This is a genomic window from Leptospira andrefontaineae, from assembly GCF_004770105.1.
Classification (GTDB): domain Bacteria; phylum Spirochaetota; class Leptospiria; order Leptospirales; family Leptospiraceae; genus Leptospira_B; species Leptospira_B andrefontaineae.
Window position 1 is genome coordinate 1 of record NZ_RQEY01000015.1, and the last position, 16,914, is coordinate 16,914.

The window sequence follows — 16,914 nt, forward strand, 5'->3', positions numbered from 1 at the left end:
TTGCACCATAGCTAAGTAAGTTTGGTATTGGCTCTCTGTTTGGTTGATCTGGTTTAGAATATTCTGATAACTTTGAGTAAGGTTTTGCATAGCCTGCTGGTACGTCCAAAGGCCGTTTTGGATATTATAATTGAATTGGTTCCACCATTGAGCTTCCATATTCTCCAGATTCTGCTGAGCACCGTTTAAACCTGTCTGGCCATTCGAACCGCCCAAATTCAGATCCACACCTTGTCCGTTCACAAACTGTTCCCATTGGGTCGAAAAAGAATCCATAGCGGCTTGGGTAGAAGCGCTGTTTTCCCCGAATACATCGCCTAAATATTTACTTCTTTCTTGAGTGATCTCTAACTCTGCAGCTTGCTGCCATTGTAAAAGAAGTTCGTTCGCTTGTCCTTGGAGAGAATCATACACATAACTTTGGTAATCGGCGACAGTCGCATAATGATCGCTTGTATCGATCGAATTCACCATCTGAGTGATCTGCATCTGTAGTTGGATTTCCCATTGGGATTGCAAAACACCTAAACTCTGGAAAACGAAAGCATCCCAATTGCTTATGGACTGCATCTTATCCGCCAAAACAAAAGTTTGGTCCAGAGAAGTTCCGTTAAAAGCAGGAGCATTCAAAGTAGGAACAGTCACACCCTGCGGAAAGGAGCGATCCAGACCGAAAAAGATCAAAAGAAGTAAGATAGAATATTTTAACTTCGCGATCAATTTACTCATGTAAGAACACCCCAAAAAAGGCAAAATAATGCCAAAAAAATCAGAATTATGAAAAGATGAAAAAATTTGAGGGAATTATGAGCAATAGGAATTTCGAAAAAAGGGCGGAAAAGTGGTTCCGCGGGCCTAAGGGCTCATCCCTTGTGTGACAGAATCATAAGTAGGATGGAAATTTTAACGTTAGAAAGTATCGAGGAAGTTTAGAAGAGGCGTATAACGGAAATTTTTATCCGAAATGGGATATTGCTCAAAGATTGAAAGCGCCTGTTTGTAGGAACTCCTACATAGATTTTAAGAATAGGATCTGGTTGACGGAAGTCGGATTTTATGATACGTGAAACGCGGTCTCCCACGGGCCACTCCCCCCAAAACCCAATGCAGGGTGGGGGTGATCTTTATTTCATGTAGGAACTCCTACAGAAGAAAACCTCTGTGTTCTTTCGCGTTTCGGTTTTAGTAAATTCTACGAATCGCTTGAGAGATCCTTTGCACATTATCCTTAGTTAAGTTAGGATAGATCGGAATGCAATGACCTCTTTGGTACAATCTTTCTCCGTTAGGAAAATCGGAGTTAGAAAGTTCCAGAATATGATGGATAGGTTCCGCAACAGTTCTGCGAGTACCAATTTGTAAAGAGCGGAAATATCTTTCAACTTGCTCGTAATTGCCTGGAGCAATTATCACGAAACGATTGAAAGTTTCGGAATTCGGATCGTTAAAATGAGAACCGACTTGGGAACCTTGGATGGATTGCAGATAAACTTGAGCGATCTTTCTTTTTCTTTCTAAGATCACGCCAAGGTTGGATAATTGTTCGATCCCTAAGGCAGCTTGGTAATCGATCATATCGTAATCTAATCTAGGCTGGCCTTCTTTACGTGGATAAGGTGCTTTACCTTCTTTTCTTGCCCTGATCTTTTTTGCTAAAGAATCATCATCAGTGCAGATCAAAGCACCGTTTCCAGTAGTGATTAGATATTCGATGGAAAGTCCACAGATGGAAATTCTTCCTTGTTTACCCGGAGTGAAAGTTTCAGTTCTCGCTCCAACAGTTTCCGAAAAATCTTCAATTACAGGACGGTTTTTGAAATCATATTTGGAGAAGTCCGCCAATGAACCGAAAGTATGATCTAAAACCACAGCCTTTACGGATTCATCTTCTAACGCAGAAGATAATCTTTCAGGACAGATATGGAAAGAATGTTTTCCCATATCCACAACCAAAGGTTGTGCTTGCATTAGGAAAATTGCATCTAGAGCGGCAAGAGGGGCAAATGTGGAGATAGCAATTTTATCCCCAGGTTGGATCTCCAATGCCAATAAAGACAGGTGATACGCAGCAGTTAAGCTGTTTGCAGAAACTACTTGTTTAGTCCTGAAAGTGGAAGAAAACGCCTTCTCAAACTTGTGAGTCACAGAACCGGAAGCAAGGTGGTCTTCTACCAATGCCTCTAGAACTGTTTTCAGGTCTTCCCGAGAAAGGGTAGGCTTATGGAATTCGATATCGGTCTTTTTCCGGCTTGGTTTCTCTAAAACTTCGGTTTCCGCGCTCATCTTCCCTTCTCAGGTTCCAGTAATTTTATTATGTCGCATTGTAACCCATGTACTTGGCTCGTAAAGATCTTTTTCAGAATCTCCGGAGCTGGCTATCCCACGGATTGCAAATGCAAATAAATAGAATACCAGCGGAAATGTCTAGACGTTTTCGTACAAGAAAAAAAGGGGGGATCAATCTCCGAAAATTTTCTTACGTATCCCGATCCAGATTTCAGGCAAATAAGCCCCAATAATGATCAAAACGAGACCGGTGTAGGTCCATTTATTGAAATAAGATTCTCCGGAAAAGCGAAGAGTGGCCACATTGATGATAGTTGTCCACCATCCGAGTACAATAAGAATAAGACCTACAAAATTCGGAAAAAGAAAACCGATGATTTTGCCCATAAAAACCTCTAAGAATAAGTGACTGAAACGATAGGATTATCGAGATCAGATCTTACTCATCAAGTTGTTTTTTAGGACTTTCTTCGAATTCAAAAACAAGGCAGAGATTTTTCCTTGCCCCGGGACTTTACAAAAACCAGAATTTAGAAACGAGCCATGAAAGAAGAACTAGACAAAGATATAGATCAGGAAATAGAGCCGAGGGAGATGAATCCCACAGAGTACAGGCTTCTCACATTATTATTCAATTTTTTCAGATTTCCGGACGGGATTACCTTAAGCTCTTTAAGAAAGATCATGGAGGGATTTTACGATAACGAAAACCGAGACTCCGACAGACGAAAATTATCCAGGGATATCGAAGAATTAGGCGCCCTAGGATTTCATATTAAATATTATCCGCAAAAGAACGGAAAAGATTTTGTATACGTGCTCGTAAAAGATCCACTTTCCAAAACTCTTGAATTCACTGAAGAAGAACTGAGAGAAATTTCGGCACTTTTGTTAAAAGGATATTCAGAAACTCCTAAATACGAACTCTATACTGCTGCCAGAAAAATATTCGCAGGAGATCTGGAATACTTCCCAGAAATGCCTGAAAGCCTCGAGGAAAATTCGGAAGAGTTAGGAGAAACCGCATTTCAAATTTTAGAAGCTCTTAAGAACCATACTCCCATACGAATTAAATATTATAAAACTTTCCCTGAAGATTCCTATCTAAAAGAAGCGGACCCGATCCGATTGATCCGAAAAGGCGGCCAGGATCATTATCTACTGGCTTATGATAGAGACGAAAAATCCAAAAAAAGATTTGTTTTGCCTAAGATCTTATCTGTGGAACTCCTACAAGGAGATCCACTTTATCAGGCAAGAGGGGCTAAAAAAGAAACAGAAGAAGATCTAATCTTACATGCAGGTTTATTCCCGGTCCACGAGCCTAAAAATGTGGAGTGGATCTGCAAGGAAGAAGGTCTCGTAAAAGCAAAACTATTCCTGACAGGTATCAAATTTGCCGAAGAGAAAAATAAACTCAGTTTCCAATCCACCAACCTAGAAGGACTATTACCATTCTTATGGAGATGGCCGGATGCAATTGAAACAGTTCTTCCTGAAGAATTGAACTCAATCTTCCGAAACTCAGTAAAACAGATCTCAGAACTCTACGAAAAAGTATAAATATTATTACATGAAACTAAAAAACATCCTATTCTCTTTATTCTCCTTACAAATTTTACTCACACTCATAATGAAATATTTCTCCTACCAAGGAGATCTATCTCCTGAATTACATGAAAGAATTCTAAAATATTTTACCCAAGAAGATATCAACTCAGGGATAGACTACGAAAGAAGGGGTTTTTTCGTTTCTATCATAGGCTCCTTACTGGACTTCGCTTTAGCAGGAGTATTCGTATTTACTCCTTTTTCAGTAAAGTTAGAAGAATACTTCCAAAGAAAAACCGGACAAAAATTTTATCCTACAGTATTTCTATTTTTCGTTTCTTTCTATCTTGTAGAATTTATCATCTCACTGCCATTCAGCTATTATTTCGGCTACGTTATAGAACATGAATTCCAATTTTCCAATATGAACGTAACTGATTGGATCTTATTTAAGGCAAAATCTTTCGGATTAGGATTTCTATTTGGCGGATTAGTAGTTCTTGTAGTTGCATTCGTATTCAAAAATCTTCCACGCGCATGGAAATATATACTTCCCATCCTATCATTGGGCTTCGGGTTACTCATGTCCGTACTATATCCGATCATTATCACACCGATCTTTTATGATTATGGTCCAATCCAAGAAGGAAGTTTAAAAACGAAAATATTAACCCTCAGCCAAAAAGCGAATATTCAAGTGGAGAATATTTATGTGATCAATGAGAGCAAATATTCCGGGCATACAAATGCGTACTTCACAGGATGGGGAGAAAGTAAAAAAATCTTCTTATACGATACGCTTATCAAAAATCACACGGAAGAGGAAGTGGTAAGTGTTCTTGGACATGAGATAGGTCACTGGGTCCATAATCACCAAATGATAGAGATCGCGCTCAGCACGTTAGAAACTTTCTTACTGTGTTTCTTACTCGGATACGTATTCCAAAAAGTAAAAAAAGAAGGATTGATCCCTTTAAAAGAATTCTATTCTCCTTCTACCTTACCATTTCTATTTTTAATATTATCCCTTGTTGGAACAGTACTTGGGCCTTTTTCGGCAACACTCTCCAGAGTGCTGGAAACCCAGGCTGATAGAGAAGCGCTTGTGTTAACTAATGATAAAAAATCATTCATCAGCACAGAGATCAAGCTGGCAAAAGATAATAAATCCAGATTGAATCCTCACAGATTAGAAGTGATCTTTGAGCATTCTCATCCAACAACAATCGAAAGGATCGAGTTCGCAGAAGGCTGGAAGTAGATCCGGCCATCCACCTTACTTCCTCCAAGGATATTCCATCTGCAGAGCTACGAAAGCAGCTGTGTTTGTTCCGTATTTGGATTCGATCTCCGCTAAGTTCTTATCATAAGCAGTCACTGCCGCTATTCCATTCAGATTTTCTAAAATGGAATCCAAATCTGCTGCTTCTGCTTGTGTCTTATCTACGTGTAATAATAAACCGGATTTGGTTCGGATCAACTTTTGGTCTGAAACAGAAAATACTTCCGATCTATAAGTTCTGGAAAAAGAATCCGCTTGTAGAGCTAATACTACTTCATCCATTCCATTCGAAACTTGAATACCCAAGTTTTCATAATTCCAAAAGCCAAGATAATTTTTTGCCGCAGTATATATATCCTTACCACTTAGATAAAAATCAGAACTTTTATGAGTGGGTTTCCAATCTTTAGCTCCTAAAAGGCCTGCAATTTCTGAAACTTTTTCTTTTCCGGAAATTGCTTCAATTAGAGCCAAAGAAACTGGGATTGAAGCTGTGATCCCTGTAGTAGTGATGATCTTTTGATCTGCAATATACCTTCTATCCTTGACCCAACTAGTATCCGGGAATTTTTTTTCAAGATTGGAAAAAGAAAACCAATGGCCGGTTGCCTTATGATCTTTCAGAACACCTGCATTTGCTAAAACCCAAACTCCATCACATACTCCTATGATCGTAGAACCTTTTGCTGATTGTTTTTGTATGAAAGATAGAAGTGAAGAATCATCTGCATAATGGACGGCAGGTACGATCACATAATCCGCACCTTCCGGATATTCTGAATCAAAAAGATCAAAAGACTTTTCCGCTTCTATCTTTAATGCAGGAAACATTTGGACTGGGCCAGTTTTAGGAAAAACGGAAATCACTTTTGCGATTTTAGCAGAAGTTAAAACTCCGTAAGGAATCATAAAATCGGTCAACTCAGTCATTCGGTTCTCACCGATCACTGCTATAACTGGTTGCTTTCTGCCGAATCTGGGCTGATAGGTTGGGAGATTGGAATCTTCTTCTTGGCTCCGGAATTTCGAGGTTTCCGAAGATATTCCGTATTCTACAAATCCGAACAAAAGTAGTAGAGTTAAACTTCCGCAGAAGAAATTCATAAAACGATTTGGTTGGAGGCTAAGATGTTTCATACATTTAGAATACGATCTTTTATGGAGGAGGTCGTCCTTCCGTATCCGGATGGACTAAAAAAAGAAAAATCCTGAAAAAATCTGGACATCTAATTCTTGTCGGACTCTTTCATTTTATGGATACGTTTTTGGCGTTTGGAGCAGGTCTTTCGTTCTTATTGGCCATTTCTGAATTCATTCGAAAAGGTAAAGGCCCCAAAAACATCGGTTTCTTTTTCTTGGCTCTTTCTATAGTACAATTCCATTTGTATTTGGAATTATCCGATCAGTTAAAGGAGCAGCTTTGGTTTGCAGAGATCCATATTCCTTTCTTATTTTTCACAGGGCCTCTCGCGTATTTGTATTTTAGAAGATTGGGAGGCCTCCCAGTAAAGACACTTACTCTAGTACATTTTGTCCCCGGATTCGTTGCGTTTTTGCTCCTTCTACCTTTCGTTTTATCCGATCCGAATTCCAAATTAGAATACGTAAGTATATTTCCTCCTAGAAACATTTATTTCCAATTCTTGTTTGGGCTTTTGGTTTTAGGAACTATCTCCAACCTAGTGTATCCGCTTTTACTGATCGGAAAGATCCGCAAATGGAAAACATTCGTCCAAAAAGAAGAAGCTAAGGCATTCTCTCCTTTTCTTGCACTTTTCTATGCGAGTATATTTGTGATCCTCTTGTTTGTGATCGCTCAAATCTTTTTCATGCCATTATTCACCGTAGCGGCTGCATGCCTCACTTTGATCGTATGTTGCGTTTTTTTGAGTGCTTCCACTTCTCCTAGTTTAATTGTATCTTTCGAAAAAACAGCAAAGGAAGCAGGATATAACGAGACTAGGCTCCAAGGTCTGGATGTGGATTCAGTCATTCAAAAGATGGAAGAATTAATGAGAGATAAAAAACTCTATCTGGACGAAGACCTTACACTTCCGCTTCTTTCCAAAGAATTAAAGATCAAGCCCCATCAATTATCAGAAATACTAAATGATAAGATGAGGATCGGTTTCAGAGAATATATTACCGGATATCGTTTGGAAGAGGCTTCCAAATTATTAAGAGATGAGCCTCAAAGATCTGTGCTTGCGGTGATTTACGCGGCAGGATTCAAATCCAAATCCGCGTTTCATAAATTATTCCAGGAGAAATACGGATGTTCTCCTGGAGAATATCGTTTATCATTTACTAAAAAGTCTTAAATTGAGCTTACCATTCTCCAGTATTGCTCATACTCTTCCAAGGTTCTGCGATCTCTAATGACTTTCCTCTTTGTAGCAACTCAATAGAAATTAAATCAGGAGATCTAATGAATGCCATTCTTCCATCTCTAGGCGGACGATTGATAATCACTCCTTTTGCCTGAAGACTCGCGCAGGTTTCATAAATATTATCTACTTCAAAAGCAAGATGACCGAAGTTCCTTCCACTTGTATAAGCGGAATCTTGGTCCCAATTATAAGTTAATTCTATTTCCGGAGAATTGTCATCTAACTCTGATAAGAACACAAGAGTGTATCTTCCTTCCGGATGATCATGTCTTCTTGTTTCTTTTAATCCTAACTTATTGCAGAAAAAATCCAATGCTAGATCCAGATCTTTTACTCGGATCATAGCGTGTAAGTATTTCATTTTGTGTCCCTTCGGAGGTTCTTCCCTAAACAAGAAGATCTATTCCCTATTAATTGGGAAGGTAATCTGTGGATTTTCCCTATGACAAGCCCAAAGCTAAGATGAAAAATCGAACAAATTAGAAAATTCCGCCATATTGGATTTTTCCGATTTACCCCCAAAAACACCCTTTTTGACCCTATTTTTGCCTATTGGGAGGGCGTTATGCTTAATTATTGTGCTCAAAAAATAAGCATTTTTGAAATTTCTAATAAAGAATCGGCTTGAAAAAAACAACCATTGGGTCGATACTTGTACTATATTCAAGCAGCGGTATGAGGAATCATCCGATTTCGCTTCTTTTTTATTCAATATGAATGGATAGAAGCTAGTTGAAACAAGGTGCTTAGAAAATTAGATAATTCTAATAAATGTAAATGTGATAAAGGGTTCTTTGAGTTCGTTTAACAAAAATTTTTAATTTTTTCTTTGTATAAAATTTTTTTTGTTCCATTCGCCCATACAGGTAGGTCATATGGATATAAAGCGAAAACAAGAACAGAAAATATAAAAATAACTTGAGGTTTCAATTTTATGAAAATCAACAAACTCACTTCTCTTCTATTGGTAGTAGGCTTCTTAGCAGGATCTTCCGTTTTTGCAGTTTCTCAAGATACTGAAGATCGTCTTTTAGAGCAAGCTTTGGTATCCGCTGCGGTTACTAAAGAGCAAAAAGTTGCAGTAGCTACTTACTTGAAAGCAATCGCTCAACAAAAGAGTGAAAGAGCAGAAGAGCTAAGAGCATTGGCTAAACGTTCTACTGGTGGAAAATTCCTAGCTAGCAACGCTCAGTCTGAGAGATTCTTGAAACAAGCAAAAGCTCTTGAAGCAGAAGCTGCAAGAACACAAGAATTTCTAAACAATCTTTAATTAGTAGTCACAAATCCTAAAAATCCATCGACTGCAAGGCGCCGAAAGGCGCCTTTTTTTGTTACTTGGAGATCTTCTTATCTTTAGGAAAACAACTCATGCTGAAACCTTCTATCATATAACAAATAGCGTCTTTGGTTTCACATCTTAATGCGTCATTATAAGTAGTGCTTTGGATTTCCAGGTCCATACGTTCACAGACCATTTTTTCTTTTGTAGAAGTTTGGGTGCTTGTGTCTTGGCCAAGCAAACTTCCGGCGAATAGGAAACAAATTGTGAATAATACCGATTTTTTCATCATACTCTCCGGAGAATCCTCTGATTCTATGACCCTTTCAGGTTTCCTCCCGAGAGTCAATCGATTTGAGATAAGGCAAAACTTCGAAAAAAGATTGTGAGACGGTTTGAACCTTCTAATTTGCCCTGATGAGTTTCCTGAACGGAAAGTTTCGCTCTACATGGATAAGGTTCACATTTTGTTTTTTGTTCCTTCTTCCTTTATTGTATCCGTTCCTATTAAAACCTGGTGAACAATTATACTCTGATCATTTAGCTAAATTTATATTGGGAGAATCCGTAGGAAGGAATGGATTTCTTTCGGGCAATTTGGTTCTGCCTTCTAAAAGTTTAGATCCGGAAGGACATTATTGCCCCACTGAATGTATCCGTATCGGTGAGGAGCTAATTAGTCCATTTCCCGCTGCATTGGGCTATGTATATGCGGCATTTCTTCCTTGGAGTGGGATTGTTGGCGTGTACGTCGCAGTCACGATTTTGATCCTTCTATCCTTTTTGCTTCTTTCTATCTTATGGGATTGGGATCCGATCTATTTGGGAGTTTTGGTCTTAGCCACTCCATTTTTAGTGAATGGATATTTTTTCCCGGATGTAGGTATTGCTTCCTTTTTGTTTATAGGGGGAAGTTTTCTATTTTTAAGATCAGGAAATTCTTCTTCCTGGCTGAGGTTTGTAAGTTCAGGTTTTATCTGCGCTTCTTCCGCTTGGTTTAGGATAGAAAGTATCGTATTTCCGTTTGCATTTTTATTTTTCTTAAGTATATACAAGTTTTCTAATGTAAAAGAAAGAAGGAAAATTTTAGCTTATTCGTTTGGCTTTTTGGTCGGAGTTGCACTTTTATTTGGAATACAATATATTCTGTATAAACATCCATTAGGTCCAAGATTTTCTTTTAATCAGCCTACAATGTTCTTACTTCCTTGGAAGAAGTGGAAAATTTACACAGGGCTATTGATCGCTAACCCGAATCGGATCGGTTTTTTCGGATATACTCCTGCGTTTTTGATCGTTCTGTTTTTCTTTGTATATTATATTTTCATTAAGAAGAATCCTTTTAAGAGAATTTCTGCGCTTGAGATCTCAAATCGAGAACTGTTCGTTTATTCCGGCCTGGCTGCGTTTTTGGCTTTAGTGATTTCTGCACCAAACGACGGGATCATAGATTTTGGTTCTAGATATCTTCATTTGAGTTTGCCTGTTTTTGCAGGAATGTTCTTGATCTTGCTGGAAAATATAGGGGAGAAGTTTCGTAAGATTGCAAAAATTGTTCTATTTACGATCCTTCTCTATTCAGTTTATATCAGTTTTTCCTATACCCAAATTTTAGGAAAGTATGGAAGAACGACCACTAAACTGAATACAATCTATTTGGAACAAAAGCCTGATTTGGTTGTGGTTCAGATCAGGACATATTCGCAGATTTTAGGAAAATATTTTTTCCAAACTCCTTCTGTTTGGCTTATGAGAGAAGGTCATATTAAAAACTTCTTCTCTAAGAATCGTCCCGATCAATTTAAAAAAATATTATTTGTTCAAACGAAAGCTTCTATCGCGCAAAATTTAAATGAGTCTGATCCTTTTCTGAAAAATAAATATTATGAAAGTATTACCCAAGCCTTGGGTCCTGATTACAAAAAGGTTTGGTCGGAAAATAAGGAAGATGTTCTACTTTTCTCTATGGAAAGAAAAAAGTAGAACCTGACCAGCTTGCGGCTTAGCTCCAATCCTACTCGTTCAAAAAGAAGAAGAAAAAGAATCCTGCTGCTTGTGCTCTTGGAATTCCTGATGCACTTCCGATCAAGGAACCATTTTTTCGTACGTCACCATTACTATCAATGCGTCCGATCAGACTTCCGTTCTTGCGTACGTCTCCACTGGAATCAATCGAGCCTACTAGTGAACCGTTCAGTCGGAAGTCTCCGTTAGATTCGATCTTACCGATCAGGCTTCCGTTTTTCCGAACATCCCCACCGGATTCAAATCTTCCCACGAGAGATCCGTTCAGTCTTACATCTCCATTGGAGTCGATACTGCCAATAAGAGAGCCGTTCTTTCTCAGATCACCTGCCTGCAAGGCCCCAAAGCCAGCGCTCAAAAAGAGAACCGCAACTACGAGTTTCAAAATTGGTTTCATTCATGTATCTCCGTTCTTATATTAATAAGTTCCGTCGTATGCCAAAGGTAACAAGTATGAAGATATTTTTTGCAGTGTATTTTCTTGGAGCGGGTTGTTCTACCTGTCTCAGAGACCTAAGTTACTTCGGTTCATTGATTAAAATGTATTGTCTATTCCCTTTGTCTAAACTGAGTCTGCTTGTGTGAGTATAAGATTTTAAAGATCGATCAAATTATAACGTTATTCTATATCCTCATCGGATTCTAATTCTATTTCGCAAAATTTAGAATAATATTTGGATTGTATCTCTTTTCTTTCCTTCACGATTCCTGAGATTGGAATAAAGAAAATGGATTTAAGTCCATACAATCTTCCATAAACTCCATCTCCTTTTTTATAAGAAACTCTGGAATCGATACGGAATCTTAAGATCTTCTTTCCAATAATCTGTGCAGAGGCCAGGAAGACTTGGTCGGAATCAAATAGCTCTAGATAAAATTTAGGAAGAAGTCTAAATGTATTTTTTAAAAAAGACGTTTGGGTCATATAAATGGATTCTATCGAAAAGAGCGGACAAATAGGTATCATCCGTCTTAAAATCCCATGTTTTCGGTTACGATTCTGTAAAAAGAAGGGTTCGAAAAAATCCTTCTCAAATGATACGTATTTTTGATTGTCTCGGAATTTCCCCAAAGAAAGAATGTCCGGCATGAATCCAAGTACGAAAAAACTCCAAACCAAATTAGCGGTGATTCATCTTTTGCAGGAAAACAAAAGAATGAGTTTGGAGGATCTTTCCAAGTATTCCGGTATCGATGATATAAAAGATCTTAAAAAAGAGCTCGGAAAATTGTACATGGTAGGCTCTTACCCATATACTCCGGACCAATTTGTGGAATTGGATTATGATGGAGAGACGATCGGCATTCGTATGCCTTTAACTCTGGAACAAGGTTTGGTTTTAAGCGTTAAAGAATGGGCCACAATCCGAAAATTATTTTTGGAAGAAGATGAAAAGGAAACAGGTTCTTCCAGGAAAAAGATACTAAAATCTATATTAGATAAAATACATACAATTCTTCCTTCCGCAGGAATTCCAAGTGAGAACGAATTAAAGAAGAATATAGACGATTCTATCTCCGAAGGTAAATCTTTACAGATCAAATATCGCGCTCAGGGAGAGGTAGATCCTGAATCCAGGAAAGTAGATCCTTGGGCATTATTAAGTTTTAGAGAAGAATATCTGATCGGTTATTGTCATTCCAGGAAGGCACCTCGAACATTTAGATTGGATTCTATCTTACAGCTGAATAAAACCCAGGAAAATGTCGCAGAGATCCCAGACCAAGAAAGAAAGAATGCAATCTCCAAATTGAAAGAATTTTTGAAAGGAGGAGAAGGGGACTCCAATTTTGCGGAGATCTATCATACCGCAGATGTATATTTTAATCTACATTCTCGCATACATTTAGAAAGAACTTCTAACAAAAAGCAGATAGGAGATACCACATATTATCTTTCTAAGGCAAGGATCAGAAACCAGGATTGGTTTTTGTCTGTTCTAAAAGGTTTTGGTCCGAATGTAATTCTTCATAGTCCACCTGAGTTAAAAGAAAGAATGACTGCATACTGGGAGACTATTTCTTCCGGTTCGTAAGCTCGGGAATCGATTGACTCTTCTCTCTTTACCATTGATTCAGGATATACCTTGCTTTCTCCCGCTAAGATCAATTTAGGATTAGAGATCCCTTACAAAAGGCCTGATGGATTTCATGAGATCCGAAGTGTATTCTTACGTTTGAATTGGGGAGATGATATCCAAATAGAACCGATCACTTCCGGATCTTTCGAGTTGGTCTCTAATAATCAGATCATTTTGGAAAAAAGGCGTTTCTACGATGAGGTCTCTGAGAAAGGGGATCTAAGTAAAAATATTCTTTTCAAAACATTTTCCAAGATAAGAGCTCATTACAGAGAACTTCCCGGAGTCAGGATCCATCTTACTAAAAAAATTCCTCCTGCTGCAGGTCTGGGAGGTGGATCTACAAACGCTGCATCACTTTTCTCTTTTTATTTTGGCCTGAGTCCGGAGTTTAATTCGGATCATATTTTTAAATTGGCAGCTGAGATCGGAGCTGACGTTCCCTTCTTCTTATCCGAAAATCATTGTTTGGTGTCTGGAAAAGGTGAGATCTTAAAAGATATCCAAGTGCATCCCGGACAGGGAATTTTAGCCTTAACTCCTCAGGTACTCTCAACCGCCGAAATGTACGCAGGTCTCAAAAAGCCTTTACAAGCCGACCCTCCCTCGAAAAGATGGATTTCTCTAGACAAAGACGTTGAATTTTCTTTAAAAGAAGGGAATTGGGCGGCTTTGAGAGAAAAGCTCGTAAACGACTTCGAGCCTCTTGCCTTCCAAAAGTTTCCCCAACTCGGGAAATTAAAGGAAAGTTTTTTGGCGAATGGAGCTAGTTATTCCTCCTTAACTGGATCTGGATCTTGTATCTATGGTTTAGTGCAGGGATTGGAGATACGGGAAGAGCTGTTAGCCAAAATGCAAACGGAATTTCCCGACCTTACGTTTGTAAGCTTTAATTATTAAAGAATGAAACTGGGCCGTCGCCAAGTGGTAAGGCAGCGGTTTTTGGTACCGCCATTTCATAGGTTCGAATCCTATCGGCCCAGCCACTGTTTGATTTCACCGGATTACTGAATGGACGCCAAAAAGGAAGCAGTCGCCGTAGTATTAGCTGCGGGAAAGGGAACCCGCATGAAGACGGAGCTCCCAAAGGTGGCTGTTCCTTTAAATGGAAAGCCCCTTTTAAACCATGTTATTGATCATCTCAAAGAAGCAGGGATCAATGACATAGTCATAGTTGTAGGCTATAAAAAAGAAGAAGTCCAAGCACTATGCTCAGGAATTCCTGGCATTCGTTTCGCCGAACAAAAAGAGCAATTAGGCACAGCTCACGCAGTATTAAGCGCCGAAGAATTTGTAAAATCCCATAAAGGTCCTATCCTTGTGGCCTGTGGCGATGTTCCAATGATCACAGGAGACACATTCGGCTCTCTCGTTTCCACTCATGTCCAAAATGGATTCTCTGCTACTCTTCTTTCCGCTAAGGTAGATGTTCCTAGCGGTTACGGAAGGATCGTTCGTAATTCTTCCGGAGAAGTAACCGCAATCGTTGAAGAAAAAGACGCAGATGCGGAACAGAAAAAAATAAACGAGATCAACACCGGAACTTACGTATTCAGTTCCGAAATTCTTTTCGAATCTCTTAGAAAAATAGGAAACAGCAACGCTCAGGGAGAATATTATCTTCCTGATCTAGTAGAGTTGTACAAAAAAGAAGGAAAAAAGTTGGGCGCAGTGATTCTTAAAAACAGCGGAGAAAGCCAAGGTGTGAATTCTCCCGCAGATCTGGAAAACTTAGCGGCAGTTTTAAATGGAGCGGTTACAAAATGAGCGGCTCTAATATCGCAGTTTTTTCAGGATCTTCTAACCGTACGATCGCAAATGAAATTTGCCAAGAGTTAGGAATAGCTCCGGGCAAGATCAATCTTCGTAAATTTTCCGACGGAGAGATTGCGGTTAAGATAGAAGAGAATGTAAGAGGAAGAGACGTATTTGTAATCCAATCAACTTCCGCTCCAGCAAACGACAACTTGATGGAATTACTTTTGATCATGGACGCGTTAAGACGTGCTTCCGCCGAAAGTATTTCTGTAGTTGTTCCTTATTACGGTTACGGACGCCAAGATAGAAAAGCGGAACCAAGAGTTCCGATTTCCGCAAGAGTTGTTGCAGATCTGATCGAAGTTTTAGGTCCAACAAGAGTGATCGTAATGGATCTTCATGCGGACCAGATCCAAGGGTTCTTTAAAGTTCCTGTGGATAATTTACATTTCAGCCCCGTGCTCGTAGAATATATCTTAAGCAAGAAATTCGAAGATCTAGTTATCGTTTCTCCGGACTCCGGTGGTGCGGAAAGAGCCAGATCTTTCGGTAAAAAAGTGAACGCAACTTTAGCGATCATAGACAAGAGAAGACCGAAAGCAAACGTTTCCGAAGTGATGAATGTGATCGGAGAGATAGAAGGTAAGAATTGTATCCTTCTAGACGATATGATCGACACTGCAGGTACTATCTGTAAAGCAGCAGATGCTCTTTTAAAGAATGGAGCAAAGTCTGTATATTGTGCGGCAACTCATGGAGTTCTTTCCGGAGAAGCTATCGATCGTTTGAACTCTACTCCTTTCACGGAGGTCGTATTATCTAATACGATCGAGATCCCGGAGTCCAAAAAAATCACTAAGTTAAAAACTCTCTCTGTAGCTCCGTTATTCGCAGCTGCGATCCAGAGAATATCGACCAATCAATCGGTCAGCGACCTATTTATATAAGAACAAGGGTAAAGACAATGAGCCACAAATTAGCTGTTAAAAAAAGGACTGAAACCGGCAAGAACGTAAACAATCGTCTTCGCGCGGATGGACAAGTTCCTATTAACATTATCGGGAGCGGAAATGCCGCTTCCGGTTCCGTAAACGAGAAAGAACTTGAAAAATTAGTTCATTCCGGTATCCGCCAATCCACTCTAATCGAGTTGGATGTAGAGGGAGAAGGGATCCAAAAGGTTTTCGTTAAAGAAGTACAACGTTTTCCTGAAATCGACAGAATTCGCCACGTAGACTTCTACAAAGTTGAGCCTGGTAAGAAGATCGTTACTAAGATCGGAATTCGCACCGAGGGAACTGCAAAAGGTTCTAAGATGGGTGGTCAGTTCGACCATTTGATCCACGAGATCCGTGTGAAAACGGTTCCTGAGGATCTTCTTGAGACTCTGGTTCTAGATGTAACCGATCTAGATGTAGGCGATTTTATCAAAGTTAGTAACTTAAAAGTTCCTGCAAGCTGGGAAATTTTAGTAAACGGAGATCCGATCGTAGCAGCAGTTCTAAAAACCAAAGCTTTACTTGCTCAAGAAAGAGCAGAAGCTAAGGAAGCTGCCGGAGCGAAACCGGGAGCAAAAGCCGGAGCTAAAAAAGGGAAATAATTTCCCCGTCCCGAGATCTAAAAAATTGGAGTACGTTATTGTATGAAGCTAATCGTCGGACTGGGTAACCCCGGAGACAAATACAATAATAACCGAGCTAATATCGGCTTCAAAATTTTGGACGTGATCGCCAATAATATAAACGTTGAGATCAAGACTAAAAAGAAAAAGTCTTTGATCGGGCGAGGCGATTTTGAAGGAGAAGAGGTTGTATTATTAAAACCTCAGACTTTCAGCGATCTATCGGGAGAGTCCGTACTGTACATAGCTTCCTTCCTGAAAATTCAGGTACAGGATATTCTTGTAATCCATGAAGATTTAACCTTACCCTTGGGTAAAATTGTAGTGGATAAGGGAGCTAACGGGAACGAAAATCCTGGGATCAAATCAGTGATCCAATCCTTGCGTTCTCCAAATTTTATCCGTATCCGTATCGGGATCGGTAACGACCAATTCGATGGCACTAATTTGGACGGATTTTTGAAGGAAGATTTCCAACCTCTAGAAAACTTAAGTTTGATCCAAATCATCAACGACGCGGAAGCAGCGATTCGCTCCATCAGTTTGGGCGATATTGAAGACGTGATCGAAAAATACAGATTGTAAAAATCCTTTACTTTTCCGGAAAAAAAGGGACTCTGATTGTGGGAACCTTTTCTGCG

19 protein-coding genes and 1 tRNA gene are annotated in these 16,914 nt (G+C 39.3%); 12 read left to right on the forward strand and 8 right to left on the reverse strand.

Features of this window, described 5'->3' with window-relative positions; genetic code table 11:
• From EHO65_RS08940 to EHO65_RS08950, 3 genes are all read right to left on the reverse strand, one after another.
• Positions 1–729, reverse strand: a 729-nt coding sequence (locus EHO65_RS08940) for a TIGR04388 family protein (protein WP_135773773.1), incomplete at its 3' end; no start/stop codon positions are given.
• Between the two features lie 453 nt (positions 730–1,182).
• Positions 1,183–2,283: a DegT/DnrJ/EryC1/StrS family aminotransferase gene (locus EHO65_RS08945; protein ID WP_135614988.1), complete on the reverse strand. Its 1,101-nt coding sequence runs from the start codon at positions 2,281–2,283 to the stop codon at positions 1,183–1,185.
• 174 nt (positions 2,284–2,457) lie between these two features.
• Positions 2,458–2,673 (reverse strand): hypothetical protein, encoded by a 216-nt coding sequence (locus tag EHO65_RS08950; protein ID WP_135773774.1) that lies wholly within the window; start codon positions 2,671–2,673, stop codon positions 2,458–2,460.
• A gap of 156 nt (positions 2,674–2,829) precedes the next feature.
• On the opposite strand from EHO65_RS08950, the gene EHO65_RS08955 reads away from it, so the two are divergent.
• Positions 2,830–3,849: a helix-turn-helix transcriptional regulator gene (locus tag EHO65_RS08955; RefSeq protein WP_135773775.1), complete on the forward strand. Its 1,020-nt coding sequence runs from the start codon at positions 2,830–2,832 to the stop codon at positions 3,847–3,849.
• A 10-nt stretch (positions 3,850–3,859) separates the two neighbouring features.
• Positions 3,860–5,098: a M48 family metallopeptidase gene (locus EHO65_RS08960; RefSeq protein ID WP_135773776.1), complete on the forward strand. Its 1,239-nt coding sequence runs from the start codon at positions 3,860–3,862 to the stop codon at positions 5,096–5,098.
• 15 nt (positions 5,099–5,113) lie between these two features.
• On the opposite strand, the gene EHO65_RS08965 is transcribed toward EHO65_RS08960, so the two are convergent.
• Positions 5,114–6,256, reverse strand: a complete 1,143-nt coding sequence (locus tag EHO65_RS08965; RefSeq protein WP_135773777.1) for a DJ-1/PfpI family protein — start codon at positions 6,254–6,256, stop codon at positions 5,114–5,116.
• Positions 6,257–6,372: 116 nt separating this feature from the next.
• Between EHO65_RS08965 and EHO65_RS08970 the strand changes: the two genes are divergently transcribed.
• The gene (locus EHO65_RS08970) at positions 6,373–7,440 is read left to right on the forward strand and encodes a helix-turn-helix domain-containing protein (RefSeq protein ID WP_135773778.1); all 1,068 of its coding nucleotides are present in this window, start codon (positions 6,373–6,375) and stop codon (positions 7,438–7,440) included.
• A 7-nt stretch (positions 7,441–7,447) separates the two neighbouring features.
• Here the strand turns inward: EHO65_RS08970 and EHO65_RS08975 are convergent, their stop codons facing one another.
• Entirely contained in the window at positions 7,448–7,870 is a 423-nt protein-coding gene (locus EHO65_RS08975) for a VOC family protein (protein WP_135773779.1), read from the reverse strand.
• A gap of 573 nt (positions 7,871–8,443) precedes the next feature.
• Here EHO65_RS08975 and EHO65_RS08980 point away from each other — a divergent pair.
• A complete protein-coding gene (locus EHO65_RS08980) occupies positions 8,444–8,779 on the forward strand; it encodes an LIC10421/LIC12816 family protein (protein WP_135773780.1) in 336 nt (111 codons plus the stop codon).
• A gap of 61 nt (positions 8,780–8,840) precedes the next feature.
• On the opposite strand, the gene EHO65_RS08985 is transcribed toward EHO65_RS08980, so the two are convergent.
• Complete coding sequence (locus EHO65_RS08985; protein ID WP_135773944.1) at positions 8,841–9,077, reverse strand: hypothetical protein; 237 nt, start codon at positions 9,075–9,077, stop codon at positions 8,841–8,843.
• Between the two features lie 128 nt (positions 9,078–9,205).
• On the opposite strand from EHO65_RS08985, the gene EHO65_RS08990 reads away from it, so the two are divergent.
• Complete coding sequence (locus EHO65_RS08990) at positions 9,206–10,771, forward strand: LA_3751/LA_3752 family putative glycosyltransferase (RefSeq protein ID WP_135773781.1); 1,566 nt, start codon at positions 9,206–9,208, stop codon at positions 10,769–10,771.
• A gap of 31 nt (positions 10,772–10,802) precedes the next feature.
• Here EHO65_RS08990 and EHO65_RS08995 read toward each other — a convergent pair whose 3' ends face one another.
• Together EHO65_RS08995 and EHO65_RS09000 are read right to left on the reverse strand one after the other, a co-directional pair.
• Entirely contained in the window at positions 10,803–11,210 is a 408-nt protein-coding gene (locus tag EHO65_RS08995) for a 5-fold beta-flower protein (protein ID WP_135773782.1), read from the reverse strand.
• A gap of 222 nt (positions 11,211–11,432) precedes the next feature.
• Positions 11,433–11,738, reverse strand: coding sequence for a hypothetical protein (locus EHO65_RS09000; RefSeq protein WP_135773783.1), 306 nt, complete (start codon positions 11,736–11,738; stop codon positions 11,433–11,435).
• A 163-nt stretch (positions 11,739–11,901) separates the two neighbouring features.
• Here EHO65_RS09000 and EHO65_RS09010 point away from each other — a divergent pair, with 163 nt between their 5' ends.
• The 7 genes from EHO65_RS09010 (at position 11,902) to pth (ending at position 16,858) form a co-directional block, all read left to right on the forward strand.
• The gene (locus EHO65_RS09010; RefSeq protein ID WP_135773784.1) at positions 11,902–12,849 is read left to right on the forward strand and encodes a helix-turn-helix transcriptional regulator; all 948 of its coding nucleotides are present in this window, start codon (positions 11,902–11,904) and stop codon (positions 12,847–12,849) included.
• 51 nt (positions 12,850–12,900) lie between these two features.
• The gene (locus tag EHO65_RS09015; protein WP_135773785.1) at positions 12,901–13,794 is read left to right on the forward strand and encodes a 4-(cytidine 5'-diphospho)-2-C-methyl-D-erythritol kinase; all 894 of its coding nucleotides are present in this window, start codon (positions 12,901–12,903) and stop codon (positions 13,792–13,794) included.
• Positions 13,795–13,804: 10 nt separating this feature from the next.
• Positions 13,805–13,880: transfer RNA gene (locus EHO65_RS09020), tRNA-Gln, on the forward strand.
• A 25-nt stretch (positions 13,881–13,905) separates the two neighbouring features.
• A complete protein-coding gene (locus EHO65_RS09025) occupies positions 13,906–14,661 on the forward strand; it encodes a sugar phosphate nucleotidyltransferase (RefSeq protein ID WP_135773786.1) in 756 nt (251 codons plus the stop codon).
• Entirely contained in the window at positions 14,658–15,599 is a 942-nt protein-coding gene (locus EHO65_RS09030; protein ID WP_135773787.1) for a ribose-phosphate diphosphokinase, read from the forward strand. Before EHO65_RS09025 ends, EHO65_RS09030 begins: the two co-directional genes overlap by 4 nt.
• A gap of 17 nt (positions 15,600–15,616) precedes the next feature.
• Entirely contained in the window at positions 15,617–16,252 is a 636-nt protein-coding gene (locus EHO65_RS09035; RefSeq protein WP_135773788.1) for a 50S ribosomal protein L25/general stress protein Ctc, read from the forward strand.
• 42 nt (positions 16,253–16,294) lie between these two features.
• The gene (gene pth / locus EHO65_RS09040) at positions 16,295–16,858 is read left to right on the forward strand and encodes an aminoacyl-tRNA hydrolase (RefSeq protein ID WP_086447991.1); all 564 of its coding nucleotides are present in this window, start codon (positions 16,295–16,297) and stop codon (positions 16,856–16,858) included.
• The last annotated feature ends 56 nt before the right edge of the window (positions 16,859–16,914 follow it).